At 63.9% G+C, this 25,511-nt stretch carries 23 protein-coding genes; 6 read left to right on the top strand and 17 right to left on the bottom strand.

Translation table 11 applies throughout. The annotated features are described in order from the left end of the window. Window positions 1-32: 32 nt before the first annotated feature. Window positions 33-2,678 (bottom strand): aminopeptidase N, encoded by a 2,646-nt coding sequence (gene pepN / locus FJW07_RS03455; RefSeq protein ID WP_140854486.1) that lies wholly within the window; start codon window positions 2,676-2,678, stop codon window positions 33-35. A gap of 213 nt (window positions 2,679-2,891) precedes the next feature. Here pepN and FJW07_RS03460 point away from each other — a divergent pair, with 213 nt between their 5' ends. Next, window positions 2,892-3,839: a DMT family transporter gene (locus tag FJW07_RS03460; RefSeq protein WP_140854488.1), complete on the top strand. Its 948-nt coding sequence runs from the start codon at window positions 2,892-2,894 to the stop codon at window positions 3,837-3,839. A gap of 4 nt (window positions 3,840-3,843) precedes the next feature. Here the strand turns inward: FJW07_RS03460 and FJW07_RS03465 are convergent, their stop codons facing one another. The 3 genes from FJW07_RS03465 to FJW07_RS03475 all read right to left on the bottom strand — a co-directional run bounded on the left by FJW07_RS03465 (window position 3,844) and on the right by FJW07_RS03475 (window position 6,514). Then, window positions 3,844-4,656, bottom strand: coding sequence for a helix-turn-helix transcriptional regulator (locus FJW07_RS03465; protein ID WP_140854490.1), 813 nt, complete (start codon window positions 4,654-4,656; stop codon window positions 3,844-3,846). Between the two features lie 90 nt (window positions 4,657-4,746). Further along, window positions 4,747-5,673: a uracil-DNA glycosylase gene (locus FJW07_RS03470; protein WP_140854492.1), complete on the bottom strand. Its 927-nt coding sequence runs from the start codon at window positions 5,671-5,673 to the stop codon at window positions 4,747-4,749. Window positions 5,674-5,875: 202 nt separating this feature from the next. Beyond that, window positions 5,876-6,514 (bottom strand): hypothetical protein, encoded by a 639-nt coding sequence (locus tag FJW07_RS03475; RefSeq protein ID WP_140643597.1) that lies wholly within the window; start codon window positions 6,512-6,514, stop codon window positions 5,876-5,878. A 251-nt stretch (window positions 6,515-6,765) separates the two neighbouring features. On the opposite strand from FJW07_RS03475, the gene FJW07_RS03480 reads away from it, so the two are divergent. Both FJW07_RS03480 and FJW07_RS03485 read left to right on the top strand, forming a co-directional pair. Then, a complete protein-coding gene (locus FJW07_RS03480) occupies window positions 6,766-8,445 on the top strand; it encodes an electron transfer flavoprotein-ubiquinone oxidoreductase (RefSeq protein ID WP_140854494.1) in 1,680 nt (559 codons plus the stop codon). A 76-nt stretch (window positions 8,446-8,521) separates the two neighbouring features. Further along, window positions 8,522-9,118: a DUF922 domain-containing protein gene (locus FJW07_RS03485; protein ID WP_140854496.1), complete on the top strand. Its 597-nt coding sequence runs from the start codon at window positions 8,522-8,524 to the stop codon at window positions 9,116-9,118. A 30-nt stretch (window positions 9,119-9,148) separates the two neighbouring features. Here FJW07_RS03485 and FJW07_RS03490 read toward each other — a convergent pair whose 3' ends face one another. From FJW07_RS03490 to FJW07_RS03510, 6 genes are all read right to left on the bottom strand, one after another. Next, window positions 9,149-10,159, bottom strand: a complete 1,011-nt coding sequence (locus FJW07_RS03490) for an endonuclease/exonuclease/phosphatase family protein (RefSeq protein WP_181182570.1) — start codon at window positions 10,157-10,159, stop codon at window positions 9,149-9,151. A 127-nt stretch (window positions 10,160-10,286) separates the two neighbouring features. Then, complete coding sequence (locus FJW07_RS03495; protein ID WP_246680681.1) at window positions 10,287-11,744, bottom strand: AMP nucleosidase; 1,458 nt, start codon at window positions 11,742-11,744, stop codon at window positions 10,287-10,289. A gap of 129 nt (window positions 11,745-11,873) precedes the next feature. Then, the gene (locus FJW07_RS03500) at window positions 11,874-12,068 is read right to left on the bottom strand and encodes a hypothetical protein (RefSeq protein ID WP_140659428.1); all 195 of its coding nucleotides are present in this window, start codon (window positions 12,066-12,068) and stop codon (window positions 11,874-11,876) included. A gap of 66 nt (window positions 12,069-12,134) precedes the next feature. Next, window positions 12,135-12,269 (bottom strand): hypothetical protein, encoded by a 135-nt coding sequence (locus FJW07_RS32240; RefSeq protein WP_281405322.1) that lies wholly within the window; start codon window positions 12,267-12,269, stop codon window positions 12,135-12,137. Window positions 12,270-13,201: 932 nt separating this feature from the next. Further along, window positions 13,202-13,543, bottom strand: a complete 342-nt coding sequence (locus tag FJW07_RS03505) for a DUF2147 domain-containing protein (protein ID WP_140854502.1) — start codon at window positions 13,541-13,543, stop codon at window positions 13,202-13,204. Window positions 13,544-13,612: 69 nt separating this feature from the next. Continuing rightward, complete coding sequence (locus tag FJW07_RS03510) at window positions 13,613-13,801, bottom strand: hypothetical protein (RefSeq protein WP_140854504.1); 189 nt, start codon at window positions 13,799-13,801, stop codon at window positions 13,613-13,615. 179 nt (window positions 13,802-13,980) lie between these two features. On the opposite strand from FJW07_RS03510, the gene FJW07_RS03515 reads away from it, so the two are divergent. Together FJW07_RS03515 and FJW07_RS03520 are read left to right on the top strand one after the other, a co-directional pair. Beyond that, on the top strand, window positions 13,981-14,247 hold the full coding sequence (locus tag FJW07_RS03515; RefSeq protein ID WP_027164869.1) for a sel1 repeat family protein: 267 nt from the start codon (window positions 13,981-13,983) through the stop codon (window positions 14,245-14,247). A 372-nt stretch (window positions 14,248-14,619) separates the two neighbouring features. After that, entirely contained in the window at window positions 14,620-15,741 is a 1,122-nt protein-coding gene (locus FJW07_RS03520) for an ABC transporter substrate-binding protein (RefSeq protein ID WP_140643613.1), read from the top strand. A gap of 131 nt (window positions 15,742-15,872) precedes the next feature. Here the strand turns inward: FJW07_RS03520 and FJW07_RS03525 are convergent, their stop codons facing one another. The 7 genes from FJW07_RS03525 to FJW07_RS03560 form a co-directional block, all read right to left on the bottom strand. Beyond that, the gene (locus tag FJW07_RS03525) at window positions 15,873-17,837 is read right to left on the bottom strand and encodes an acetyl/propionyl/methylcrotonyl-CoA carboxylase subunit alpha (protein ID WP_140854505.1); all 1,965 of its coding nucleotides are present in this window, start codon (window positions 17,835-17,837) and stop codon (window positions 15,873-15,875) included. A 271-nt stretch (window positions 17,838-18,108) separates the two neighbouring features. Further along, complete coding sequence (locus tag FJW07_RS03535) at window positions 18,109-18,639, bottom strand: O-acetyl-ADP-ribose deacetylase (RefSeq protein WP_140854507.1); 531 nt, start codon at window positions 18,637-18,639, stop codon at window positions 18,109-18,111. A 2-nt stretch (window positions 18,640-18,641) separates the two neighbouring features. Then, the gene (locus tag FJW07_RS03540; RefSeq protein ID WP_140854509.1) at window positions 18,642-20,249 is read right to left on the bottom strand and encodes a carboxyl transferase domain-containing protein; all 1,608 of its coding nucleotides are present in this window, start codon (window positions 20,247-20,249) and stop codon (window positions 18,642-18,644) included. Between the two features lies 1 nt (window position 20,250). Next, window positions 20,251-21,414, bottom strand: a complete 1,164-nt coding sequence (locus tag FJW07_RS03545; RefSeq protein WP_140854511.1) for an isovaleryl-CoA dehydrogenase — start codon at window positions 21,412-21,414, stop codon at window positions 20,251-20,253. A gap of 37 nt (window positions 21,415-21,451) precedes the next feature. Next, window positions 21,452-22,111 carry a TetR/AcrR family transcriptional regulator gene (locus FJW07_RS03550; protein WP_140854513.1) on the bottom strand — a complete coding sequence of 220 codons (660 nt, stop codon included), beginning with the start codon at window positions 22,109-22,111 and terminating at the stop codon, window positions 21,452-21,454. Between the two features lie 97 nt (window positions 22,112-22,208). Next, on the bottom strand, window positions 22,209-22,490 hold the full coding sequence (locus FJW07_RS03555) for an acylphosphatase (protein WP_140854515.1): 282 nt from the start codon (window positions 22,488-22,490) through the stop codon (window positions 22,209-22,211). 84 nt (window positions 22,491-22,574) lie between these two features. Further along, on the bottom strand, window positions 22,575-23,687 hold the full coding sequence (locus tag FJW07_RS03560; protein ID WP_140854517.1) for a pyridoxal phosphate-dependent aminotransferase: 1,113 nt from the start codon (window positions 23,685-23,687) through the stop codon (window positions 22,575-22,577). Between the two features lie 135 nt (window positions 23,688-23,822). Here FJW07_RS03560 and FJW07_RS03565 point away from each other — a divergent pair, with 135 nt between their 5' ends. Next, entirely contained in the window at window positions 23,823-25,505 is a 1,683-nt protein-coding gene (locus tag FJW07_RS03565; RefSeq protein WP_140854519.1) for a sulfotransferase, read from the top strand. The last annotated feature ends 6 nt before the right edge of the window (window positions 25,506-25,511 follow it).

Here is a 25,511-nt window from a genome sequence, read left to right on the forward strand (position 1 = left end):
GGCATCTCCCCCACGAGGGGGAAGATCGCTAATTACGCCAGTGTCCGCTCGACGATATCGCGCAGATCCGCCGACAGGTTCTCAACCTTCGCCATGTCGAGCAGCGCCTGCCTGGCCTTGGCTTGACGTCCAGGCTCCAGCGAGCGCCAGGAGCGTAGCGACGTGGCCAGTCGCGCGGCTACCTGCGGATTGCGCTTCTCCACCTCCAGTACCGTCTCGGCAAACAGGCGGTAACCTTCGCCGTCGGGGCGGTGGAAGCCGGTCTGGTTGGCGCTGGAGAAGGTGCCGATCAGCGAACGCACCCGGTTCGGGTTGGCGATCGAGAAGGCTGGGTGCCGCATGAGCTCACGAACTTTCTCGACGGTCTTTGCGCCCGGCACACCGGCCTGGATCTGGAACCATTTGTCGAGTACCAGCGCGTCGCCGCGATAGCGGGCCTCGAAGGCGGCCAGCGCCTCTTCGGCCTCGGCCGTGCCTGGATGGCGATGCGCCAGCACGGCGAGCGCTGCCGCACGGTCGGTCATGTTGGTGGCGGCGGTGAAGTGCCCTGCGGCGAGGCCCGCGCCGCCCGGCAGCAGCGAAAGATAGTCGAGCAGGATGTTGCGCAGCGCCCTGCGCCCGGCGCTCGCCGCGTCCGGGCTGAACGGACCCTTGTCGGCAAGGCTCTCATAGAGCGCCGGGAAGGCCTCGCGGTTTGCCTCGGCGATCATCCGCGCCATCGCCTCGCGCGCGGCAAAGATGGCGTCTGGGTCGATGCCCTTGCCGATGTCGCGGGCAATATCGGCTTCGCCGGGAAGCGACAGCGCGAGCGCCCGGTAGGCCGGCTCCAGCGCCTCGTCGCCGGCGATCCTGCCGGCAAGCTCGGCAAGCCGCGCTGCAAACACCGGCTCCTTGCCGCCGAGGGTCTGGCGGAAGGCGGCGATCAGCGCATCGGTCAAGAGCGTGTTGAACGCCTGCCAGCGCGCGAAGGCGTCGCTGTCATGCGCCGCGAGGAAGAACTGGTCGTCGGCCTTCTGCTGCACCGAAAGCGTGATCGGCGCCGAGAAGCCGCGGTTGAGCGACACCGAAGGCCGTTGCGAAATACCCGAGAAGCGCACCGTGTGCCGACGTTTGCGGATATGGATGACACCGTCATCCACCATTGCGCCCTCGACGGCAGTCCAGGCGACGGGCTTGCCGTTGGCGCCGACCAGGCCGAAGGCCAGCGGGATATGCATCAGCCGCTTGCGGCTTTCCGATGGCGTCGGCGGCACCGACTGCTCGATCTCCAGGGTGAACTCCTTTGCCGCCGCATTGTGCGCGGAACTTACCGTCAGGTTCGGTGTGCCGGCCTGGTGATACCAAAGCGCGAATTGCGCGAGGTCTCTGCCGGAGACGTCCTCGAAGACTTTGAGGAAATCCTCGATGGTCGCCGCCTCGCCGTCATGCCGCTCGAAATAAAGGTCCATGCCGGCACGGAAGGTTTCCGGCCCAAGGATGGTGCGGATCATGCGCACCACTTCCGAACCCTTCTCGTAGACGGTCGCGGTGTAGAAGTTGTTGATCTCGCGGTAGCGCCGCGGCCTGACCGGATGGGCCAGCGGCCCCTGGTCTTCCGGGAACTGATGCGCGCGCAGCGTGCGCACCTCGGCGATGCGCTTCACCGCCCGCGAGCGCTGGTCGGCGGAGAACTCGTGGTCGCGGTAAACGGTCAGCCCTTCCTTCAGGCAGAGCTGGAACCAGTCGCGGCAAGTGATTCTGTTGCCGGTCCAATTGTGGAAATACTCATGCGCGATGATCGCCTCGATATTGGCGAAGTCGGCATCCGTCGCGGTCTCCTCGTCGGCCAGCACATATTTGTCGTTGAAGACGTTGAGGCCCTTGTTCTCCATCGCGCCCATGTTGAAGTCGGACACGGCGACGATGTTGAAGACGTCGAGGTCGTATTCGCGGCCGAAGGCGTCCTCGTCCCATTTCATCGAGCGCTTCAGCGCGTCCATCGCATAGCCGGCAAGCCGCTCCTTGCCGGGCTCCACATAGATGCCGAGCTCGACCTTACGGCCGGACATTGTGGTGAAGCTGTCCGCCACCTTGCCGAGCGCGCCCGCCACCAGGGCGAAGAGGTAGGAGGGTTTGGGGAAGGGGTCGTGCCAGACGGCATAGTGCCTGCCGTTAGCGAGCGCGCCGCGTTCGACGGGATTGCCGTTGGAGAGCAGCAGCGGCGCCTCGTTGTGCGGGGCTTCGATGCGCACCGTGTAGACCGACAGGATGTCGGGGCGGTCGAGGAAATAGGTGATGCGGCGAAAGCCCTCGGCCTCGCATTGCGTGCAATAGACGTTGTTGGAGCGATAGAGGCCCATCAGCGCCTCGTTGCGCGAAGGCGCGATCTCGGTCTCCAAGCGAAGCTCGAAGCGCCGTGTCGCCGGCGGCTTCAGGATTGTCAGCCGGTCCGGCGTCGCCTCGCAATCGCTGGCCGACAGCGCCTGCCCGTCTATCGCCACGCCAAGCAGCGTCAGCCCGTCGCCGTCGAGCACCAGCGGCGCCGACGCGGCGACGCCCTCGCGTCGTTCGATGGTGAGCAGCGCGGTCACATGGGTCACGTCCGGCGACAGGCGAAAGTCGAGGCTGGTCCTCGGGATGAGATAGTCGCAGGGGCGATAATCTTCGAGCTTGAAGACATGGCCGGTATCTGTGCGCATTCCTTAGGCTTTTCCTGTTGATTTCGGGCGGCCAGCCAGCTTGGCTGGTCCAAGAATTTTGAGGTGCGCGCTCTTTACACGAAACGGCCACTCGACAAAACTGCGGGATAGGTTGTGTCTCGCAATTCCGGACGGAAAACCGTTACACACTTTCCTGGAATTGCTCTTGGCCTATTTCGCGGCTTCGTTTCCCGACTACCCTTACGAGGCAAGATGACCGTCGATCATGCCGTCGGCCACAACACGCTGCGCGGCATTACGCTGAAGATCGTCTCGGTGACGGTCTTCGTCGGCATGCAGACCTGCATCAAGGCGGCCGGCGACGTGCCCGCAGGGCAGATCGTCTTCTTCCGCTCCTTCTTCGCCATCTTCCCGATCATCGCCTTCCTGGCCTTCAAGGGTGAATTGGCCACGGCATTCACGACGAGACGGCCGTTCAACCACGTCGCGCGCGGTGTGGTCGGCGTCGGCGCCATGGGGCTCGGCTTCTTCGCGCTGACCAGGCTGCCGCTGCCGGAAGCGATCACGCTGAACTACGCCCAGCCGCTGCTGGTCGTCGTGTTCTCCTCGATCTTCCTCGGCGAGACGATCCGCGTCTACCGCTGGAGCGCGGTCGCGGTCGGTCTTGCCGGCGTATTGGTCATCTCCTGGCCCGAACTGACGCTGCTCAATTCCGATGAAGGCCTCGACGACCACGAGGTGCTGGGCGTCATGGCCGCGCTGATCGCCGCAGCGATCTCGGCGGTCGCCATGCTTCTGGTGCGCAATCTCGTCCAGACCGAAAAGACGGCAACCATCGTGCTGTGGTTCTCCTCGACCGCTTCGGTGCTGTCGCTCTTCACGCTGCCCTTCGGCTGGCAGGCGCTGACACCGATGCAGGCCGCGCTCCTCGTTGTCGCGGGCTTCTGCGGCGGGCTCGGCCAGATCCTGATGACGGCGGCCTACCGCCATGCCGAGGCCTCGGTCGTGGCGCCCTTCGAATACACCTCGATGATCCTCGGCGTTGTGGTCGGCTATTTCGTCTTCGGCGACGTGACCTCGCTGAACACCCTTGCGGGCGGCGTGATCGTGGTCGCCGCCGGTATCTTCATCATCTGGCGCGAGCGGCAACTGGGCCTCGAGCGCACGCGCACCAGGACGGCCACGCCGCCGCAGGGGTGAAGGCCTACGAAGCGGTCGCCCGCTCTTTCGCCAATCGCACCAGCACCGTCCTTGTCTGCTCATCCGCGGGGAAAAAGGATTCGATCGCCAGTTCCGACAGCGTGACGTCGAGCGGCGTACCAAAGACCGTGATCGTGCTGATGAACGACAGCACCTGATCGCCATGCGCGAGCCGCAGCGGATGCACGATGCCGCTCGGTTCGACCGGCGCCGGCCGGCTGCTCCTCAGGCCGGATGGATAGGTGCGCAATTCGCGCTCAAGCTCGATCAGCACCGGGTCGCCGGTGGCGTCGTTCTGGCGCTTCAGCCGCTCGATGAGATGCGCGCGCCACTCCGCCAGATTGATGATGCGCGGCGCCACGCCGCCCGGATGCAGGCTGAGCCTCAGCACATTGACCGGCGGCGCGAGAAGCGATGCTTCGGAGATGTCGGCGAGGAACGGAGCAATCGCGGTGTTTGCCGAAACGAGGTTCCAGTGCCGGTCCACCGCCAGCGCCGGGAAGGGTTCGTGGCCCTTGAGCACAGTCTCGACGGCGGCAAGCGCCGGCGCCAGCGTCGCATCGGTCAGCGGCTTTTCGCTGAAGCTCGGCGCGAAGCCGGCGGCAAGCAACAGTTGATTGCGTTGGCGCAGTGGAATCGACAGCTGCTCGGCCAGATGCAGCAGCATGTCGCGCGACGGCTGCGCGCGGCCGCTTTCGACGAAGGAAAGATGCCGCTGCGAGATGTCGGCCTCCATCGCGAGGTCGAGCTGGCTCATGCGCCGCCGCGTGCGCCACTCGCGGATGAGGCTTCCGGCGGAAGGGTCGGATGTGGTCATAGGGTAGGACTAGGCTGTAGAGGGAGGGATTTCAATTACCTGGGAGGTTATTGGCTTCCGTTCTCTCACAAGGGGAGAAGGGGAAGACGTTCACGCCAACCCCTTCAACTTCGCCTTGACCTCGAGAAAATCCCGCCAGGCCAGCTTCTTGTGCGCCGGTGTCCTCAACAGATAGGCCGGATGCAGCGTCGGCATCGCCGGAATGGCTATGCCCGACGCCGTCGTGTGCACCCGCCAGTTGCCGCGCAGGCGCAGGATGCCCTCGGTCGTATTGAGCAGCGTCTTGGCCGACGGACCGCCGAGATTGACCAGCACCTTGGGATTGACCAGTTCTATCTGCCTTTCGATGAACGGCCGGCAGATTTCGGTCTCGTGCGGTGTCGGCGTGCGGTTGCCCGGCGGCCGCCACGGAATGACGTTGGCGATATAGGCCGAGTTGCGGTCGAGGCCGATAGCGGCGAGCATACGATCGAGCAGCCGGCCGGAGCGGCCGACAAAGGGCAGACCTTCGAGGTCCTCGTCGCGACCGGGCGCCTCGCCGACCAGCATCAGCTCGGCTTTCGGATTGCCGTCGGCGAAGACGAGGTTCTTGGCGGTGAATTTGAGATTACAGCCGTCGAAGCCGGCCATGTGCTGGCGCAGTTCCTCGAGCGTCGAGGCGCTTGCGGCCAGTTGCCGGGCAAGCAGCGCCTGCGCCTCGTCGGGAACGGTGGCGGCCGGCATGCGCGCCGGAGCGTCCGGAATATTGCGCGCGTCGAGGCCGGATGATGGCGTTGGTGGCTCGGGCGCCTGGGGCCGCTCCGGACCCTTCCCGGATGCCGTTCGGGTCTCGGGCGCGGCCTCGCGACGCGGCGCGGCTGGCGTCCGCTCGGCGGGCCTGCGTTCGACCGACTTCGCCGCCGCTTCGGCAAACCGATTGACCGGCGCGTCTTCAAGCGCCTCGTCAACGCCGGCGCTGGCATAAAAGGCGAGCAGTTCGGCGATCTCGGCTGGTGTGCTGGGGGAGGCGGCAGTCATGGCGCCACCATCGTCCGCGCGGCGCCGATTTGCAAGGTTAAGCCACGCTCGCCTGTATTGGAGCATGTCGAGATTCAGGTCAGGCCGAGTCGAAAATGGTGGTTTCCGAGAACCGGAGCGGAGCGTACTTTTCATACGTGAGCACCGGAAGCGCAGGAAACTGCCATTTGCAGGCCGGCATCACCTGAATATCGATATGCTTTCACCCAGTGGGTATGCGCGGATCCTGCACGATGTAAAATGTCCAGCGCGGCGTGTAGTCGGTGATCAGGAAGTCGAAGGTCGCCGTCTTGAGCGGGTCGACCTTGCCGTTCTTGAACAGCAGCTGGTCATAGGGTTCGAACCGGCGGTCGAAATCGGCGAAATTGCTCGACCAGATGTTGTCGGGCGTCTTGTTGCGCTGGTCGAAGGAAAGGCCGTCGCCGAACACGCTTGGCTGGTCGAGGATTTCCTGCAGCTCGAACTGGAATTCCACCCAGGGCAGGGCGCTGTTGTTGAGCACGTCGATGCGCATATACATCACGCCGTTGGCGACCTGGCCTGCCTTGCCGAATGGCTCGATCGGCTTGGTCGCGCGGATCGTCAGCGTCACCGGCGTCGCCGTGTTCAGTTCCTCCCTGATGATCAGCGGGTCTTCCTTGGTGCCGATGCCGGAAGCACCCGTGATGCGGAAGCCGCCCAGTTCGTCGGAGAAGGAATAGGCGCCGGTGGCCCAGACCTTCACCGGATCGGCCTCCGCCGGCACGGACAAAAAGAGGAGTGGAAGAACCGCGCGCCAGGCCATGCCTGGCGTGAAGAGTAAGCGCTTCGATGGAAAGCCGGCTGGCTCTGGACTGCGCATGGTGCGAAGTATTGCCGATAACCAAGCCGTCGAACAATTAAAAACATGCGGACGCGGCCTGGCCTTCCATCCGATTGGCGCTGGCCTATGCTTGGCCATGGCCTGCGCGGCGACCATTTCGTAGGGAAAACCGCGACTTTTTGTCGAAATCGGCGTTGTCACGTCAGCGCCGGTTTCGCGTCGCGAATTGATGCGCTATGCAGCGCGTGAGCCAGCACAATGCGAAAACATGGCGAGCCAATGAGGGGCCGATGAGCGAAATCGAACGCGAGAGCATGGAATTCGACGTGGTGATCGTCGGTGCGGGTCCCGCCGGCCTTGCCGCCGCGATCCGTCTGAAGCAGCTCAAGCCGGACCTTTCCGTCGTCGTCCTGGAGAAGGGAGGCGAGGTCGGCGCCCATATCCTGTCGGGTGCGGTCGTCGATCCGATCGGCATCGACCGCCTGCTGCCCGGCTGGCGCGAGGAGGGCGATCATCCGTTCAAGACGCCTGTGACGGCGGACCATTTCCTGGTGCTTGGCCCTGCCGGCTCGTTCCGCCTGCCCAACTTCCTGATGCCGCCGCTGATGAACAACCACGGCAATTACATCGTCTCGCTGGGCAATGTCTGTCGCTGGCTGGCGACCAAGGCCGAGGCGCTGGGCGTCGAGATCTATCCGGGCTTCGCCGCGGCAAGCCTCGTCTACAACGACGCGGGCGCCGTCACCGGCGTCATCACCGGCGACATGGGCGTCGAGAAGGACGGCACGCACGGCCCGGCTTACGCGCCGGGCATGGCGCTGATGGGCAAATATGTGCTGATCGGCGAAGGCGCGCGCGGCTCGCTCGCCAAGCAGCTCATCGCCAAATACCAGCTTGCCGACGGCCGCGAGCCGGGCAAGTTCGGCATCGGCCTCAAGGAGCTCTGGCAGGTCAAGCCCGAGAACCACAAGCCGGGTCTGGTGCAGCATTCCTTCGGCTGGCCGCTCGACATGAAGACCGGCGGTGGCTCTTTCCTCTACCATCTGGAGGACAACCAGGTGGCGGTCGGCTTCGTGGTCCACCTGAACTACAAGAACCCCTATCTCTCGCCCTTCGAGGAGTTCCAGCGCTTCAAGACGCATCCGGCGATCGCCGGCACCTTCCAGGGCGCCAAGCGCATCGGCTATGGCGCGCGCGCCATCACCGAGGGTGGCTGGCAGTCCGTGCCGAAGCTGTCCTTCCCGGGCGGCGTGCTGATGGGCTGTGCTGCCGGCTTCGTCAACGTGCCGCGCATCAAGGGTTCGCACAACGCGGTGCTCTCGGGCATGCTGGCGGCCGAGCATGTGGCCGAGGCGATTGCCGGTGGCCGTGCCAATGACGAGCTCGCTTCCTATGAGGAAGCCTGGCGCGGCACCGATATCGGCAAGGACCTGAAGAAGGTCCGCAACGTCAAGCCGCTCTGGTCCCGCTTCGGCACCATTGTCGGCGTCGGCATCGGCGGCCTCGACATGTGGCTGAACACGCTGTTCGGCTTCTCGCCCTTCGGAACCATGAAGCATGGCAAGGCCGACTACGCGACGCTCGAGCCGGCCTCCAAGCATCAGAAGATCGCCTATCCGAAGCCGGATGGCGTGCTGACCTTCGACCGGCTCTCCTCGGTGTTCCTTTCCAACACCAACCACGAGGAGAACGAGCCGACCCATCTGATCGTCGGCGACATGGCGTTGCAGCAGCGTTCCGAGCACGATGTCTTCGCCGGTCCCTCGACCCGCTACTGCCCGGCCGGCGTCTATGAATGGGTGGACAAGGACGGCAACGCCGCCGCCGATCCGGCGGCAAAGGACGTGCGCTTCGTCATCAACGCGCAGAACTGCGTGCACTGCAAGACCTGCGACATCAAGGATCCGAACCAGAACATCAACTGGGTGCCGCCACAAGGCGGTGAAGGCCCCGTCTACCAGGGCATGTGAGCCGGGCCTATCGGCAGAGACCGTTGAAGCCGCGCGCCTAGTATGGTCTGCTTAGCCCCTGAACAAGGAGGCGGACATGCGGCGCATCAGCCTGGCGATTTTAGCGGCTGCCGGCGTGCTCTTTAGCGGGGCCGCCTCCGCCGGCACCGGGCTGACCGTGCATGTGCGCACCTACGACGTCGCCGGCAAGACCGGCGCGGAACTGATCGAGGCGATGGATGGCCTCGGGCCGAGGCACGGCCATGCCACGCGCGCCATCGCCGAGACCGGCTACGCTGTGCATTGGAAGCTCGATGTGACGCGCGACAACGGCATCTGCCGGCTGCGGCAGGCCACCGGCATGATCGACATCACCTACACGTTTCCGCGCCGCACGTCCCCGTCCGGTCCGGTCCTGCGCAAGCGCTGGGAGCGCTTCATGGCCGGCGTGCGCCAGCATGAACATACCCATGGCCGCATCGCGAAGCAGATGATGCGGGCGACCGAGACGGCGCTCGCCGGGCTCGAGCGGCAGGACAACTGGTTCTGCACCGGTCTTCGTTGGGACGCCAGGCGCCGCATCGACACGATCTATGCCGACTACGAGGCCAGGCAGAATGCCTTCGACGCGCGCGAGCACCGCGACGGCGGCCATGTCGAGAAATTGGTCAATGCATTGATGGGGAAGAACTGAAGCTCGAGCCGTTCACCTACCAAGCGGACGTCAGCTGCGCGGCTTGTCCGGCGCGTCGTTCGCCGCCAGCGCCGACTTGTGCTCGTCCTCGGGCGCGTTGCTGTCGGACCGCAGCGTGAATTCGACCAGCACAGGCAGATGGTCGGAGCCGGTATCCTCCAGCCGGGCCGACGACAGGATCGTCACCCCGCCCTTGCTGAACACCTGGTCGATCGGCAGGCCCGCATAGCGGCGCAGGACGTCGGGCAGCGTGCGGTGGATCCAGGTCGGGCCGGCCGACGGCATCAGCGTCATGCCGCTGAGCCGCGCCACCCGCCGCACCGCCGCGCTCCACGGCACGGCGTTGCAGTCGCCGGCCATGATGGCGGTCTCGCCGAGCCTGGCCAGCGGTTCCGACAGTTCGCCGATCTGCCAGTATTGCTCCTTCGGCCACGGCCAGCTGAGATGGATCGCGGCGACGTTGACCGGAATGCCGCCGAAATCGATCGTGGCGGTCGCCATCGCGCCGCGCGGCTCGCAACGCGGCGCGGTGCCGGCGGCGAAGGGACGGCGCGAAAGCAGCGCGACGCCGAATATGCCGTTGGGATAGTCGCAAAGGATCCGATAGGGATAGGCGCTGGCAATATAGCCGAGCTCCGTGGCCCACATCCCTGACACTTCGTCGAGCGTGATGACGTCCGGATTGGTCCGGCCGATCAGCGACAGCACCTTCTTCGGCGTCGGATTGTTGAAGCGCAGGTTCATCTGCAGCAGGCTGTAGACGATCCTGTCGGCCGGCTTTGCGACCGCCTGCTGCGTCGACAATCTCGGCAGCGCGCTCGTCGTCGTGGCGAAGCAGGCGATGGCGAAGACCAGCGCGGCGACCGCCTGCAGCCGGTAGGGGCCGGCAAGCAGCGCCAGCGCGAGCAAGGCCGTCAGCACGCTCAGATGCATGCGGAAATGCGAGAAGGAATCGAAGGCCGGATGCAGCGTGCCGAAGAATCCAGCCAGCAACGCGGCCGAGCATGCCATCATCGCCAGGAATGTCAGCTGAGCCATCATGCTCAAGCGCGCGCCGCCCGTTGTCATTTGCTCCAACCGCTCCGGCTGTCCGTTCGGACCGCTTATCGGCCAAATTGCGGCCGGCCAAGACGACGAATTGCCTCGCCGGTGGCTGGCCGGCACGCGTCTACTGGAACGCCGTCTCGGAAAAGCTTCTCAGCTTGCGCGAATGCAACCGCTCCATCGGCATCTCGGCCAGTTTCTCCATCGCCTTGATGCCGATGGTGAGATGCTGCGCCACCTGCCGCTTGTAGAACTCGGTCGCCATGCCGGGCAGCTTCAGCTCGCCATGCAGCGGCTTGTCGGAGACGCACAGCAGCGTCCCGTAAGGCACGCGGAAGCGGAAGCCGTTGGCGGCGATGGTGGCCGATTCCATGTCGAGCGCGATGGCGCGCGACTGCGACAGCCGCTGCACCGGCCCGCGCTGGTCGCGCAGTTCCCAGTTGCGGTTGTCGATGGTGGCGACGGTGCCGGTGCGCATGATGCGCTTGAGGTCGTAGCCCGACAAACCGGTCACCTCGGCGACGGCTTCCTGCAGCGCCACCTGGATTTCGGCCAGGGGCGGGATCGGCACCCAGACCGGCAGGTCGTCGTCCAGCACATGGTCCTCGCGCACATAGGCATGCGCCAGCACATAGTCGCCCAGCGCCTGCGTGTTGCGCAGGCCGGCGCAATGGCCGAGCATGACCCACGCATGCGGCCTCAGCACCGCGATATGGTCGGTTATCGTTTTGGCGTTGGACGGGCCGACGCCGATATTGACCATGGTGATGCCGCCATGGCCGGGCTTCTTCAGATGGTAGGCCGGCATCTGCGGCAGGCGCTGCGGCGGCGTGCCTTCAGAAACCGTCGCCCCGTTCCTGGTCACGACATTGCCGGGCTCGACGAACTCGACATAGCCGCTGTCGCCACTGGCCATCAGCTCGCGGGCCCGCGCCACGAATTCGTCGATGTAGAACTGGTAATTGGTGAACAGCACGAAATTCTGGAAATGCTGCGGGCTGGTCGCCGTGTAATGCGTCATGCGGTGCAGCGAATAATCGATGCGCTGCGCGGTGAACGGCGCCAGCGGCCTTGGCTCGCCGAACGCCACCTCGAACGTGCCGTTGGCGATCTGGTCATCGGTGCCGTCGAGGTCCGGCACGTCGAACAGGTCGCGGATCGGCCGCTTGATGCGCTCGGCGGCCGCGCCGTCGACATAGGTGCCTTCCAGGAAGGCGAAATGCAACGGGATTGGCGTTGTCGATTCCGACACCGTGACCGTCACGCCGTGATTGCGCATGATGAGCCTCAATTGCTCGATGAGATAGTTCTCGAACAGTTGCGGCTGCGTGATCGTGGTGGCGAAATGGCCGGGCGTCGGCATATGGCCATAGGCCTGGCGCGAGTCGACCTGGCTGAACGAGGTCGTGGTGACGCCGATCTGCGGATAGAAGGCCCGGTAGCGCCTGCTCTCGTCACCGCCGGCCGCTAGTGCGGCGAAGGAATCGCGCAGGAATTTTGTGTTGCGGTCGTAGAGCGCCTGCAGCGCCGCGACGGCCTTTTTGGCGTCGTGGAAGCTCTGCTTGCCGAAGGGCTCCGGCATGACGACCGATTCGATGGCTTGGGGGTAGATTCGCTTTTCCATGGCTCAATATAGAGATTTGGAAGAGCGGTTGGGAGGGGTGAGCGGACAGGAACCGCAACCCAGCTGGAGATTTTTTGTTATCGCACCTTATCCGCGCTGCAGGCTGATCAGCAGCACGAAGCCGAGGCTGGTGTTCTTGTGCGGCGGCGCCTCGATCCTGTTGCCCGTGTCGGCGCGCATCATCGGCACCGCCAGCACCGGGGCGGCAAGCAGCATCAGGATGAGCGTCGCCCGCGGCAGCAGCCTGAGGATCTTCATTGCGGTGGCAGTGATGCGGTCCATTTTGGTGGTGTCCCGAATTTCAGCTTTACTGCTTTTCAGCTTTGTCGTTTGAGCGTTTGACTTGGTTCACCGAGCCGGGAATGAAGCGGTCGGCCGCTCCCACGAGCGGCTCGAGTGACCGGCCTCCGCCACCAGGATGGCGAAGAACATGCCGAACAGGCTCATCAGCAGGCAGACAATGGTGAAGCGACGGGCAAGCATTTCTCTCTCCTTCAATGCGGGAGAGAATGCCGGAATGCCTCTGAACCGGTTCTGAGACCGGTATTCATCTGCGGTTCAAATTGATTGGCACGTGACGCAGTGCGCACAGTGGCGCATATGCAGGCTTCTTGCCGGTGGAATTGTTTTCTAGAACGGGATTAGATTGAGCTAAAGACGGCGCAAGATCGTCGCGCCATGTCCATATCGTCTGGTAGCATTGAAATTTTCGCGACATTCCCTTTGGAGAGCCCTTGATATGACAACTGTCTGTCGGTTCTCACGCTCAGTTGACAGCGCGAGGTATTCCCAAGCGATTGCCATCCGATTGATGATTGCTCTCCAGTTCGTTTGTCTTCCCACGCCGCCTGCTCTCGCGGCCCAAGCAACGGAACCAAGACATGGTGTCGTTGTGATTTATGATGACGCTAAATGGTCGATAAAGCGGAAGAATCCCCATCTAATCGTATTGAATTGTAAGGATGAGTCCTGCGGTGGTGCTAGTTCCGAGTGCATGACTTTGCAGTTCGACAATCGAGCCGACTCTTACGCACCTGGCCTGTTGACCCAGATGAACAAAGTAAACCGGAAATTCATTGGCATATGGGAGCGAAATGGCCAGCGTCTGGAGTTAGTAGACAAACCAGAATGGCAGACTCTCAACCACCGGAGCATCGCGTTATCCTCGCTTCGGTATCGGCTGGGCAATCGCGTGAAGCGTATCTGGTCCTCCCAGATACTCGCTCAATTCGGGACGACGGGTCTAGTCTGCGAAAGTGATGAGGATAAATATCCTGTCGCAAATGCAAGTTGGATGTTGCTCCTTCAGAGCATACTCATTCCTGGAGAATAGCGACTGCAGAGCCACGTTGTCGGGCCAGGAAAGCTACGGCGTCTCCGTTTGGATTGAGACGCCGATTAGCAGACCTCTAGAGTTAGAGCTTGTGCCAGGTCTGGCTTTTGCAGATCAGGCCGCCCAGCACGCAGCCGCTCATCTTGAGCGCGGTGCCCGAGAGCGTCGCCTTGCCGGAATAGGTCTTGTCGTTTGCCGGGTCGGTGATGCTGCCGGCATATTTGTTGTCGCCGGCAGCCTTCAGCGAGCCGATCGTCTTGCCGGCGTATTTGCCCGTCTTGAGCGTGATCGAGAAAGAATCGCTCCCGCCGATCGCCGCGGTGTCGCCGGCCTGCGTCTTCCAGTTGCCTTCGATCGGGTCGGCCCATGCGGCGCCCGCCATGATCAAGGTGGCCGCCAGGGCCAGAGTCAGCTTTCGAAACATCGTGTCCACCTCCCTATGGGGTTGCGGCGGGCTCCAGTCCGCCTTCCTGCCCCTTACGCAAAGGTAAAGCTAATCCAGCCGCCGCCAAAACGAAAGCGGTGCCGCGACGGAAGGTTGCAAGGATTTTCGTCGCGCGGCCGACTGAAAATAAACGCGACCGACAAACGCTTCGGTTTCCGTGGTTAGCGAAGTCTTGATTCCGCCGCCGGCAATTTTCATCGAATTTGACGCAAAATGGCTGAAACGCTGGATTCCCATGCTTAACAGTTTTCCGCGTTTACCTCTTGTTTTAGCTTTGTTTTCCTCAAATTAAGCAAGCCATTTAACGACGGATTCAAGGCCAGCCGTCATCCTCGAAAGCATCGAAAGAGCGGCTCGCCCCGAGGGATTACCAAGGGAAAAGGAGGCAGCTCTCGGGAGCCAGACAGGGGATTGAAATGGCACGCTTTGAAATGCTTGAAGACGGCTTCGGCGCCATGGGGGCAACTGCCCAGGCCGACATTCTTTTCGAACTGGGCATGATGTATGCGACGGGCCGCGATTGCGAGACCGATGTCGTTGCCGCCCACAAATGGTTCAACATCGCCGCGATCAAGGGCTCGGCCCGCGCCGCCGAGCTGCGCTCGGAACTGTCGGCCACCATGTCGAAAGTCGAGATCGCCACGGCGCTGCGCGAAGCGCGCGAATGGATGACGATGCACTGATCCTCAGCGCGCGCAGCGCTCGGAAATTCATTGGGGCAAGGCCGCGAAAAGACGGCCGGTCAGGAAGAACAAGAACGCGGCAGGTTGAGACAACCGAAGCCACGCAAGAACAGGGAAGCGAGCGGGTTCAGGCGCGGGGGCGCCGGGGAAGCTCGATTGCAAAAAAAAGCCGCGACCGGCCGGGACAAGGCCGGCGCGGCTTTTTGCATTACGCTTGGTAATCAGGCGTGTGGCCCAAGAAATCCTCGCCTAAATGAACCAAAACCTTCCGCATTGTGCTCTCGACAGTTTCGGCGAAGGGTGAAATTGTCCCGGCTCTGTGGAAGAAGCGCGGCCGGAGCGGCGCGCGCAAGTGGAGGAGTTCTTATAGTCATGAAAAAATTGGGTATTTTGAGCGCGGCCGCATTTGGCCTGATGATGAGCGCCTCGGTTGCCTTCGCCGACGACATCACCATTTCGGTGGTCGGCCCGATGACCGGCCAACTCGCCACCATCGGTGACCAGTTCAAGCAGGGCGCGCAGGCTGCCGCTGACGCGATCAATGCCGCTGGCGGCGTCAACGGCTCCCAGATCAAGCTCGACATCGAGGACGACCAGTGCGATCCGAAGCAGGCGGTCTCAGTCGCCAACCGCATCGTCGCCAACGGCGTCAAGTTCGTCGACGGTCATGCTTGCTCGGGCTCGAGCATTCCGGCCTCGGCCGTCTATGCCGAAGCCGGCACGCTGATGATGAGCCCCGCCTCGTCCAACCCGGTGCTGACCGATGCCGCGGCCAAGGCCGGCTGGCCGACCATCATGCGCCTCTACACGCGTGACGACGCGCAGGGCGCCTTCATCGGCCCTTGGATCGCTAAGAAATACGCCGGCAAGAACGTTGTCGTCCTGCACGACAAGAGCGCCTACGGCCAGGGTGTTGCCGATGCCGTGAAGGCAACGATGAATGCCGGCGGCCTCAAGGAAGTCGACTATGAAGGCATCAATGCCGGCGAGAAGGACTATTCGGCTCTCGTCACCAAGCTGAAGGAACTCAAGGCCGACGTTGTCTACTTCGGCGGCTATCACCCGGAGGCGGGCTTGATCCTGCGTCAGGCGGCCGAGCAGAACGTCAAGTTCCAGCTGATCATGCCGGACTCGATCGCTTCGCCGGAATTCTGGCAGGTCGCCGGCCCGGCCGGTGAAGGCACCATGTTCGTCTTCCCGTCGGACCCGCAGTCGAAGCCCGAAGCCAAGGACGCCGTCGCCAAGATCAAGGCCGGCGGCTTCACGCCGGAAGGCTTCACGCTGTTCTCCTATGCGGTGATCCAGGCCGTGGCTGAAGGCGTCAAGCGCGCCGGCACCGACGATCCGGCCAAGGTCGCCGAGGCGCTCAAGGACGGCAAGCCGATCAGCACCGTCGTCGGCGACGTCGTCTTCGACGAGAAGGGCGACCTGAAGAACGCGAGCTACGACATCAACCAGTGGCACGACGGCAAATACGCGCCGATCCAGCCGTAATTCGGTTCCGCAATCGAGGAAATGGCCGGGCTCGACCCGGCCATTTTTCGTTTGTGCCCTGGCATTGACGTACAGGCGAGGCCGGGGCAGTCCCGCCGACATAGCTATTTACCATTCAGCACTTCAGCACTTCAGCCCTGGCCGTCCTCCGCGAACCGGACCAGCACCGTGCCGTCGCTGACCTGTGCGCCCTCGGCCGCGATCTCGGCGATCACGCCGTCATGCGGGGCGGCGATCATATGCTCCATCTTCATGGCTTCGAGGATCAAGAGCGGCTGGCCCTTGATCACGGCATCGCCCGCCGCGGCGCGCACCAGCTTGACCAAGCCCGGCATCGGCGCGCGCAGGTTGGCTGTGGCGGCACCCGCCTCGTCGGCCTTGGCAAGCGGATCGGGAACCGTGAACGTATAGCCGACCGCGCCCTCGAAGACGGTGACGTGGCCGGGCCAGCGGGCGGCATGCGGCATGGTCCGCAAGTCGTGCGTGTTCACCGCATCATGCGGTGCCTCCAGCGCCACCTGGAAGCGGCCGTCCGGCCGTGCCGAAACCCTGGCCAGGATGTTCTCCTCGCCATGGCGCAGGCGGATGCGGCGCGACAGCGTGTGGAAATGCGCATAGCCGGAAAGCGTGGACCAGGGATCGGCGGCGGGACCCGGCGTGCCGGCATCCATCGCGGCCAGCGCCGCCGCGGCGATCGTCTCGTCGCCTGGCCCGGGAATGGTGGTGAGCGCCTCCTGACGCCGGCCGATCAGCCCGGTATCGACGTCGCCGGCCGCGAAATCGGCGTCGGCCGCGAGCGCCGCCAGGAAGGCGGTGTTGACGGTCGAGCCGGCGACTTCGGTCCGGGCGAGGGCATCGCGCAGCGCGCCGAGCGCCGTGGCCCGGTCCTCGCCGTGCACGACCAGCTTGGCGATCATCGGATCATAGAAGGGCGAGATCGCATCGCCGGCGCGCACGCCAGTCTCGATGCGCATCGCGGCGCCGTCCGGGGCAGCGTCGGGGAACTTGAGATGATGCAGCGTGCCGGTCGCCGGCAAAAACCCTTTCGCGGCGTCCTCGGCATAGAGGCGCGCCTCGAAAGCGTGGCCGGCGAGCGCGATTTCGCCCTGCGTTTTCGGCAGTTTTTCGCCGGACGCGACGCGAAGCTGCCATTCGACGAGATCGATGCCGGTGACCATCTCGGTGACGGGGTGTTCGACTTGCAGCCGCGTGTTCATCTCCATGAACCAGAAGCGGTCGGCCTTGAGCCCCTGAGAGGCGTCGACGATGAACTCGATCGTGCCGGCGCCCGAATAGTTGATCGCCTTGGCGGCCTTCACGGCCGCCTCCGTCATCGCCTTGCGCAGCGCCGGCGTCATGCCGGGGGCGGGCGCCTCCTCGATCACCTTCTGGTGGCGGCGCTGCGCCGAGCAGTCGCGTTCATAGAGATGCACGGCATTGCCGAAATTGTCGCCGAACACCTGCACTTCGATGTGACGCGGCTTGTCGACATATTTTTCCACCAGCACGCGATCGTCGCCGAACGCCGCTTTCGCTTCGCGCCGCGCGCCGGAAAGCGCCTCCGAGAAATCGTCGGGGTGGTCGACGCGCCGCATGCCCTTGCCGCCGCCGCCGGCCCGCGCCTTGATCAGAACGGGATAGCCGATCTCGCGCGCTTTGGAGGCAAGCAGCACGATTTCCTGCGCCTCGCCGTGATAGCCGGGCACCACCGGCACGCCGGCCGTCTCCATCAGCCGCTTGGCGGCGTCCTTCAATCCCATGGCGCGGATCGAGGCGGCGGAGGGGCCGATGAAGACGAGGCCTGCCGCCGCCACCCGGTCGACGAAGTCGGGGTTTTCCGACAGGAAGCCGTAGCCGGGGTGGATGGCCTCGGCGCCGGTGGCGAGTGCCGCCGCCACGATCCTGTCGCCGCGCAGATAGCTCTCGCCGACGGGCGAGGGGCCGATATGCACCGCCTCGTCGGCCATCTCGACATGCAGGGCCTTGGCGTCCGCATCGGAATAGACGGCAACGGTGCGCACGCCGAGCTTGCGGGCGGTGCGGATGACGCGGCAGGCGATCTCGCCGCGATTGGCGATCAGGATCTTGCCGAACATGGAGCCTCCGCAGCCAGGGTGTGTCTCGGGCGACGACGGCATACCTTCGCGCCCCCCTCTGTCTTGCCGGACATCTCCCCCACTAGGGGGGAGATTGGCAGCTTTGGCGCAGCCGCTCTCTTTTCAACGATAGCGATTGGCGAAAGCCGTCGTGACGTCCGATCTCCCCCCAAGAGGGGGAGATGTCCGGCAGGACAGAGGGGGGCGCTGTCCCGCCAGCCTCTCCAGCTGATCATCTGAATTTGCCTGTACTGAGCCTTTTGCTCCAAGATCAGCTCTCCCCAATGGCCGCAACGGCCTGCCGATATAACTCCGCCGTCTGCTCGTCGAAGCAGCAGAAAGTAACCGTATCCGGCAGCGCATTTTGCCCCAGGAAGGCGCTTACGGCACCAACAGCGATCCCGGTCGCTTGGTCTTTCGGAAAGCGGTAAATGCCGGTCGAGATCGCCGGGAAGGCGATGGTGTGACAGTCATGGCCACGCGCGATTTCAAGCGAGCGCCGGTAGCAGGAGGCGAGCAGCTCCGCCTCGCCCTTGCCGCCGCCTTGCCAGACCGGCCCCACCGTGTGGATGACATAGCGCGCCGGCAGCCGGTAGCCCTTGGTCAGCTTGGCGTCACCGGTCTTGCAGCCATGCAGCATGCGGCATTCGGCGACCAACTCCGGCCCTGCCGCGCGATGGATGGCGCCGTCGACGCCGCCGCCACCCAGCAGCGATGAATTGGCGGCGTTGACGATGGCATCGACCGCGAGCCTGGTGATGTCGCCGGTGTGGATGCGGATCCTGTCGCCGAGAGCGCCCATCGTCACATCCTGAACACGCCGAATTTCGTCTCCTCGATGCCGGCATTGAGCGCCGCCGAAAGGCTGAGCGCCAGCACCTCGCGCGTCCTGGCCGGATCGATGATGCCGTCGTCCCAGAGCCGCGCCGAGGAGTAGAGCGGGTGGCCCTCATGCTCGTATTTCATCAGGATCGGCTTCCTGAACTTCGCTTCCTCGTCGGCGCTCCATTCACCGCCCTTGCGTTCGATGCCCTCACGCTTGACCATGGCGAGCACCGTCGCCGCCTGCTCACCGCCCATCACCGAGATGCGCGCGTTGGGCCACATCCACAGGAAGCGGGGCGAATAGGCGCGGCCGCACATGCCGTAATTGCCGGCGCCGAAGGAACCGCCGATGATCACGGTGAGCTTCGGCACCTTCGCGGTGGCGACCGCCATCACCAGCTTGGCGCCGTCCTTGGCGATGCCGTCGGCCTCGTATTTTCGCCCGACCATGAAGCCGGTGATGTTCTGCAGGAAGACCAGCGGAATGCCGCGCTGGCAGCAGAGCTCGATGAAATGAGCGCCCTTCAGCGCGCTTTCGGAAAACAGCACGCCGTTGTTGCCGATGATGCCGATCGGCATGCCGTGCAGATGGGCGAAGCCGGTGACCAAAGTCGTGCCGTAGTTTTGCTTGAACTCATCGAACTCCGAACCGTCGACGAGACGCGCGATCACCTCGCGCACGTCATAGGGCTGACGCAGATCCGTCGGCACGACGCCGTAGAGTTCCCGCGGATCGTAAAGCGGTTGAATCGGCTTCTGCAAATTCAGGCTTACGGCCTTGTTGCGATTCAGGTTCCGGACGATGCGCCGGCAAATGGCCAAGGCGTGTTCATCGTCCATGGCGTAGTGGTCGGCGACGCCGGAAAGCCTGGTGTGGACATCGGCGCCGCCGAGCTCCTCGGCGCTGACATCCTCGCCGGTCGCGGCCTTCACCAGCGGCGGGCCGCCGAGAAAAATGGTCGCCTGGTTGCGCACCATGATCGTCTCGTCCGACATCGCCGGCACATAGGCGCCACCCGCCGTGCACGAGCCCATGACGCAGGCGATCTGCGGGATGCCGGCCGCCGACATGTTGGCCTGGTTATAGAAGATGCGGCCGAAATGCTCGCGGTCGGGAAACACCTCGTCCTGGTTGGGCAGGTTGGCGCCGCCGCTGTCGACCAGATAGACGCAAGGCAAATTGTTCTGCAGCGCGATCTCCTGCGCGCGCAGGTGCTTCTTCACCGTCAGCGGATAATAGGTGCCCCCCTTCACCGTGGCGTCGTTGACGACGACCATCACTTCCCGGCCTTCGACGCGGCCGACGCCGGTGATGATGCCCGCCGACGGAATGTCCTCGCCATACATCGACCATGCCGCGAACTGGCCGACCTCGAGGAAAGGCGAGCCGGCGTCGAGCAGTTGCGCCAGCCGCTCGCGCGGCAAGAGTTTGCCGCGACCCTGGTGGCGCTCACGCGCCTCGTCGGAGCCGCCGCGCTCGACGCCTGCCGCCTTCTCGGCGATGTCGGCGACCAGCGCGCGCATACGCTCGGCGTTGGCGCGGAATGTGTCGGAGGCGGGGGAGATCTGGGTTTGAAGCGTCGTCACTTCACACCCCCTCCGCCATGATCTCGCGCCCGATCAGCCAGCGGCGGATCTCGCTGGTGCCGGCGCCGATCTCGTAGAGCTTGGCGTCGCGCAGCAGCCGCCCCGTCGGATAGTCGTTGATGTAGCCATTGCCGCCGAGCAACTGGATGGCGTCGAGCGCCATCTGCGTGGCCTTTTCGGCGGCGAAGAGCACGCAGCCTGCGGCGTCCTTGCGCGAGGTCTCGCCGCGGTCGCAGGCGGCGGCCACCGCATAGACGTAGGCCCGCGCGGCATTCATCGTCGAGTACATGTCGGCGAGCTTGCCCTGCACCAGCTGGAACGTACCGATCGGCTGGCCGAACTGTTTGCGCTCATGCACGTAAGGCACAGCGACGTCGAGGCAGGCCGCCATCAGCCCGATCGGCCCACCGGAGAGCACTGCGCGCTCATAGTCGAGCCCCGACATCAGCACCTCGACACCGCGCCCTTCCTCATGCAGCACATTCTCGAACGGCACCTCTACATTCTCGAACACCAGCTCGCCGGTGTTGGAGCCGCGCATGCCGAGCTTGTCCAGCTTCTGCGCGACTGAAAAGCCGGCCATCGTCTTTTCGACGATGAAGGCCGTGATGCCGCGCGAATGGCGGTCCGGATCGGTCTTGGCATAGACCACCATCGTTCCGGCGTCGGGGCCGTTGGTGATCCACATTTTCGAGCCGTTGAGCACATAGCGGTCGTTGCGCTTTTCGGCACGCAGCCTGAGCGACACCACGTCCGATCCGGCGCCTGGTTCCGACATCGCCAGCGCGCCGACCGTCTCGCCCGAGCAAAGGGTAGGCAGGTACTTCTCCTTCTGCGCCGGGGTGGCCCAGCGGTTGATCTGGTTGACGCAGAGGTTCGAATGCGCGCCGTAGGAGAGGCCGACCGAGGCCGATGCGCGCGAAATCTCCTCCATCGCCACGACATGCGCGAGATAATTCATGCCGGTTCCGCCGAAATCAGGATCGGCGGTGATGCCGAGCAGACCGAGCGCGCCGAGTTCGGCCCACAGATGCGCCGGGAACTCGTTGGAGCGGTCGATCTCGGCCGCGATCGGCGCGATCCTGTCCTGGGCGAAGCGCCGCACGGTATCGCGCAGCGCCTCGATGTCGGGATCAAGTCCGAAGTTCAGCGTATTCGTGTACATGCCGTTCCTCCCTGCGCATGCCCGGTATTCGCGGAGATCATGCCTGTATCAGAGTGCCACGGCGTCCCTTGCGCGCCCCGGAAGGACGCGCGGTGCCATGGCTGATTGTCGCGCCGACCAGGCGCATTGTCATCGAAAGATATGATGCCGTGACTTCAGTGATCGACAGCCGCTCGCCCGGCCGGAACCAGACGATGACGCCGGTCATCATCTGGATCAGCGCCATGGCGGTGAGCCCGGTATCGTCGACCTGAAAGACACCGGCCTCGGCGCCTTCGCGCAGGATCGTGCGCAGCTCCTTCTCATAGGTCGTGCGCATCTTGAGGATCTGCGTCAGCCTTTCATGCGAGAGGCTGCGCAATTCCATATTGGAGACATGGGTGGCGTGACGCCGCTCTATGTGGAAGGCGATGTGGTTCTCGACATAGGCGGCAAGGCGGGTGACCGGATCAGCGCTCGCCGGCCGCGCCGCTTCCCAAGCCTTGAGCAGGCCTTCCATATGCTCACGCATCAACGTGAACAGAAGGTCCTCCTTGGTCGGGAAATACCGATAGAGCGCGGCCGCCTGCACGCCGACCTCGGCCGCCAACTGCCGCATCGACATCGCCTCGTAGCCGAGGCGCGCGATCAGGCTGACCGCCGCCTCACGGACGGCCGCTTCGGTTTTTTCCCCGTCGGAACCTGTGGTGCGCGCCATGTTCGCCTCCAGCAGCATTTAATAAAACGAACGTTCAATTAATTCAAGATACCTCATACGCTCGTCGCCCGCCCTGGTTCGGGGAGGCGAAATGAGACTAGACGATGATTCTGAAATCCACGGGCGCGGCGTCGGACGCTTCCTCGATCCCGACCTTCGAGACGAGCGCGCCCCGCGGCCCTTGCCACAGGCGTTCGATCATCGCCGTGACATCCGCATCGGCGCCTGCAATCAGCGCGGCGACCGAGCCGTCGCGCTCGTTGCGCACCCAACCCGTCAGTCCGAGGCGCATGGCTTCGCCGCGCGTCCAGACACGATAGCTCACACCTTGAACCTTACCGGAAATGCGCACCCGAACGGCCCGCTGCTCGCCCAGCATCGCTTACGCTCCATGCATCTTGCCGGAATCTGGCACAGGGCCAGCCAAAGGCAACAGGCTGGACGCTGTCAGATGCGATGGAATTTAATTACCTCGCGCCGCCGCCAGGGCGCCCGGCAGTTCCTCGGCGAAGATGTCGAGCTCGTGGTCGAGCCCGACGCTGACCCTTATGCAGCGGTCGAGCACCGGCACCATCGGCTTGCGGATGAACACGTCGCGCGACAAAAGGTTCTGCATTACCTTCAGCGCGAAGGCGCCGTCGCGGCCGCAGTCGATGGTGACGAAATTGGTCGCCGACGGCAGCGGCTTGAGGTCGTTCTGCCTGGCGATGGTTGAAATGCGCTCGCGCCCTGCCGCAACGCGCGCCACCACCGAGCGCAAATAGTCCTGGTCGGCAAGCGCCTCGAGACCGGCGATCTGCGCCATGCGGCTGACCCCGTAGTGGTTGCGGATCTTTTCGAAGTCGCGGATCACCTCCGCCTCCGCGACGGCGTAGCCGCAGCGTATGCCGGCCAGGCCGTAAGCCTTGGAGAAGGTGCGCATGCGGATGACGTTCGGCCGCGCAACGTCGATCGCAGGCAGCGCCGAGGCGGGTCCCAGCTCGCCATAGGCCTCGTCGAGCACCAGCATGGTGGTTTCCGGCAGCGCTGCGATGAAGCGGACGACATCCGGCGCCTCCCACCAGCTTCCCATCGGATTGTCGGGATTGGAGAGATAGACCAGCGGAGCCCTTTCGCTGGCGACCTTGGCGAGGAGCCCGTCCAGGTCTTCCTTGTCGTTGGCATAGGGCACCGTCACCAGGCGGCCGCCGACGCCGGCGATGTGGAAATTGAAGGTGGGATAGGCGCCGAGCGAGGTGACCACGGCGTCGCCAGGGCCGACATACATGCGCGCCACCAGGCCGAGCAGGCCGTCGATGCCTTCGCCCACGACCACGTTTTCGACGGCCACCTTGTGATGCGCGGCGGCCGCCACCTTCAGCTCGTAATTGTCTGGATCGCAATACATCCACTGGTCGCGGGCGACGCTTTCCATGCGGGCGATGACGCGCGGCGAAGGCCCGAAACTGCTTTCATTAGCGCCGATGCGGGCGCGGAAAGGCCGGCCGCGCTCGCGCTCCTGCGCCTCCGGGCCGACGAACGGAACCGTGGTGGGAAGCGCGCCGATGACAGGCGTGAGGGACGGGCGCTGGCGCATGGCAAAAGCTCGCGTGGAAGGGGCGTTCTTGCTAGCGTGATCCCCCGGCCGGTGCAAGCAGGGCAGGGGACCCGTCGGCGGGGCATGGTCTCGCGCGGGCTGGATTCCGGCGGCTTCTTTTGCTAGCGAAGCGCTATGAACAACCGTCTGCCGCCCGCCTGGGCCAAGCATATCAAGTCCGGTCCGGTACCCAAGCCATCCGCTCCGGCGCTCAGGCCCGGATCGCCGCAGGCGAATCCATCGAAACCGGACGCGCGCGCGCAGTCCGACGACCTGCTCCTGAAGCAGGCCTATGACCATCAGCAGGCCAAGCGCCCGAAGCAGGCTCAGGATCTGTGTCTGCAAGTTCTGGCGCGCACGCCGAAACACCCGCGCGCCCTCTACATCATGGGAACCGTATGCCTCGGCTATGACGACGAGATGGCGTTGCAATATTTCGCCCTCGCCATCGCGGAGGAACCGCGCAACCCCTACTATCACCTGAGACTGGGCGAGGCCTACGCAAAGGTCGGCGAACATTCGCCGGCAATCGAGCATATGCAGCGCGCCCTGGAACTGCAGCCCGATCTTGTCGTGGCTCTCTGCGCCTTGGGACACACCTACGTTGAATCCGATAAGCCCGATCTGGCTTTGCCGCTTTACGAGAAAGCGCTGAAAATCAACCCCGATCATCCCGAGATTAGAGTGGGGTTGGCCAATGCCCTCAGCAGCGTGGGCCGCATGGATGATGCCGCCGCCTGTCTGAACCAGGCAATAGAGCGGCGCATCGACCTGCCGGGCGCCTATTACAATCTTGTCCAAACACAGAAATTCACTGACGAGCCTCCAGAACTCCGCTCCATTCTCCGCGAACTTGGCAATTCGAAACTCGGGTCAGGCGAGGCTCTGCTGCTCCACCATGCCGCCGGCAAGGTGCTGAATGACCTCAAACGCTATGATGAAGCGTTCGATCATTTCCGGAAGGGGAAACAGGCCTCTCAGCCATTCGATATCGATCAGTACCGTCGGTGGGTTGACGCGCTGATCGAGGTCTTCACGCCGGGGTTGTTTGCCGCCGCCGAGCACGGCTTCGGCAATCCCTCCGAAGTGCCGGTTTTCGTGGTTGGCATGCCGCGCTCAGGGACGACGCTGACGGAACAGATCCTGGCCAGTCATCCCGATGTCTATGGCGCGGGGGAGCTTGCCAAATTGGGGCGGGTTGCGAATGCCATCGGCCTCAAGCCCTCATTTGCTGGAAAGTTGAATGGGATTGTCGATTCGATCACGCTAGAACTGTCGAAAACGCTGGCCAGGGAGCATCTGTCCTATCTCGCGGAACGGTCAGGCACGGCGCTGCGTATCGTCGACAAGATGCCGCACAATTTTGAGCTGATCGGCCTTATCAGCCTGCTCTTTCCCAAGGCGCGTATCATTCACTGCCGCCGCGATGCCATTGACAATTGTGTCTCCTGCTTCGTTCTGCCCTTCAACGGTCATCACAGCTACAGCGACGACTTGAGAAGCCTCGGCCTCTACTATCGCGAATACGACCGCTTGATGCGCCATTGGAACGAGGTTCTTCCGGGCCGCATCTTCGAAAATCGCTACGAAACGCTCGTTGAGGACCAGGAGGCACAATCGCGTCGTCTCATCGGCTGTATCGGGTTGCCCTGGGACGATGCGTGTCTGCGCTTTTTCGACAGGGAAGCGGCAGTCTCCACGCCGAGCCGCTGGCAGGTCCGGCAGCCGATCTACAAGTCTTCCGTCAAGCGCTGGAAGAATTATGAAAATGAAATTCGGCCGCTGATAGAGGCGCTTGGCGACCTCGCGGACATTTGAACGAGA

It is taken from the genome of Mesorhizobium sp. B3-1-9 (assembly GCF_006439595.1).
GTDB lineage: Bacteria > Pseudomonadota > Alphaproteobacteria > Rhizobiales > Rhizobiaceae > Mesorhizobium.

What these genes read in the sequence shown, in the direction of transcription:
- pepN (WP_140854486.1), bottom strand. Translation starts at nt 2,678, where the DNA reads ATGCGCACAGATACCGGCCATGTCTTCAAGCTCGAAGATTATCGCCCC.
- FJW07_RS03460 (WP_140854488.1), top strand. Translation starts at nt 2,892, where the DNA reads ATGACCGTCGATCATGCCGTCGGCCACAACACGCTGCGCGGCATTACG.
- FJW07_RS03465 (WP_140854490.1), bottom strand. Translation starts at nt 4,656, where the DNA reads ATGACCACATCCGACCCTTCCGCCGGAAGCCTCATCCGCGAGTGGCGC.
- FJW07_RS03470 (WP_140854492.1), bottom strand. Translation starts at nt 5,673, where the DNA reads ATGACTGCCGCCTCCCCCAGCACACCAGCCGAGATCGCCGAACTGCTC.
- FJW07_RS03475 (WP_140643597.1), bottom strand. Translation starts at nt 6,514, where the DNA reads ATGCGCAGTCCAGAGCCAGCCGGCTTTCCATCGAAGCGCTTACTCTTC.
- FJW07_RS03480 (WP_140854494.1), top strand. Translation starts at nt 6,766, where the DNA reads ATGAGCGAAATCGAACGCGAGAGCATGGAATTCGACGTGGTGATCGTC.
- FJW07_RS03485 (WP_140854496.1), top strand. Translation starts at nt 8,522, where the DNA reads ATGCGGCGCATCAGCCTGGCGATTTTAGCGGCTGCCGGCGTGCTCTTT.
- FJW07_RS03490 (WP_181182570.1), bottom strand. Translation starts at nt 10,159, where the DNA reads ATGATGGCTCAGCTGACATTCCTGGCGATGATGGCATGCTCGGCCGCG.
- FJW07_RS03495 (WP_246680681.1), bottom strand. Translation starts at nt 11,744, where the DNA reads ATGCCGGAGCCCTTCGGCAAGCAGAGCTTCCACGACGCCAAAAAGGCC.
- FJW07_RS03500 (WP_140659428.1), bottom strand. Translation starts at nt 12,068, where the DNA reads ATGGACCGCATCACTGCCACCGCAATGAAGATCCTCAGGCTGCTGCCG.
- FJW07_RS32240 (WP_281405322.1), bottom strand. Translation starts at nt 12,269, where the DNA reads ATGCTTGCCCGTCGCTTCACCATTGTCTGCCTGCTGATGAGCCTGTTC.
- FJW07_RS03505 (WP_140854502.1), bottom strand. Translation starts at nt 13,543, where the DNA reads ATGTTTCGAAAGCTGACTCTGGCCCTGGCGGCCACCTTGATCATGGCG.
- FJW07_RS03510 (WP_140854504.1), bottom strand. Translation starts at nt 13,801, where the DNA reads ATGGGAATCCAGCGTTTCAGCCATTTTGCGTCAAATTCGATGAAAATT.
- FJW07_RS03515 (WP_027164869.1), top strand. Translation starts at nt 13,981, where the DNA reads ATGGCACGCTTTGAAATGCTTGAAGACGGCTTCGGCGCCATGGGGGCA.
- FJW07_RS03520 (WP_140643613.1), top strand. Translation starts at nt 14,620, where the DNA reads ATGAAAAAATTGGGTATTTTGAGCGCGGCCGCATTTGGCCTGATGATG.
- FJW07_RS03525 (WP_140854505.1), bottom strand. Translation starts at nt 17,837, where the DNA reads ATGTTCGGCAAGATCCTGATCGCCAATCGCGGCGAGATCGCCTGCCGC.
- FJW07_RS03535 (WP_140854507.1), bottom strand. Translation starts at nt 18,639, where the DNA reads ATGGGCGCTCTCGGCGACAGGATCCGCATCCACACCGGCGACATCACC.
- FJW07_RS03545 (WP_140854511.1), bottom strand. Translation starts at nt 21,414, where the DNA reads ATGTACACGAATACGCTGAACTTCGGACTTGATCCCGACATCGAGGCG.
- FJW07_RS03550 (WP_140854513.1), bottom strand. Translation starts at nt 22,111, where the DNA reads ATGGCGCGCACCACAGGTTCCGACGGGGAAAAAACCGAAGCGGCCGTC.
- FJW07_RS03555 (WP_140854515.1), bottom strand. Translation starts at nt 22,490, where the DNA reads ATGCTGGGCGAGCAGCGGGCCGTTCGGGTGCGCATTTCCGGTAAGGTT.
- FJW07_RS03560 (WP_140854517.1), bottom strand. Translation starts at nt 23,687, where the DNA reads ATGCGCCAGCGCCCGTCCCTCACGCCTGTCATCGGCGCGCTTCCCACC.
- FJW07_RS03565 (WP_140854519.1), top strand. Translation starts at nt 23,823, where the DNA reads ATGAACAACCGTCTGCCGCCCGCCTGGGCCAAGCATATCAAGTCCGGT.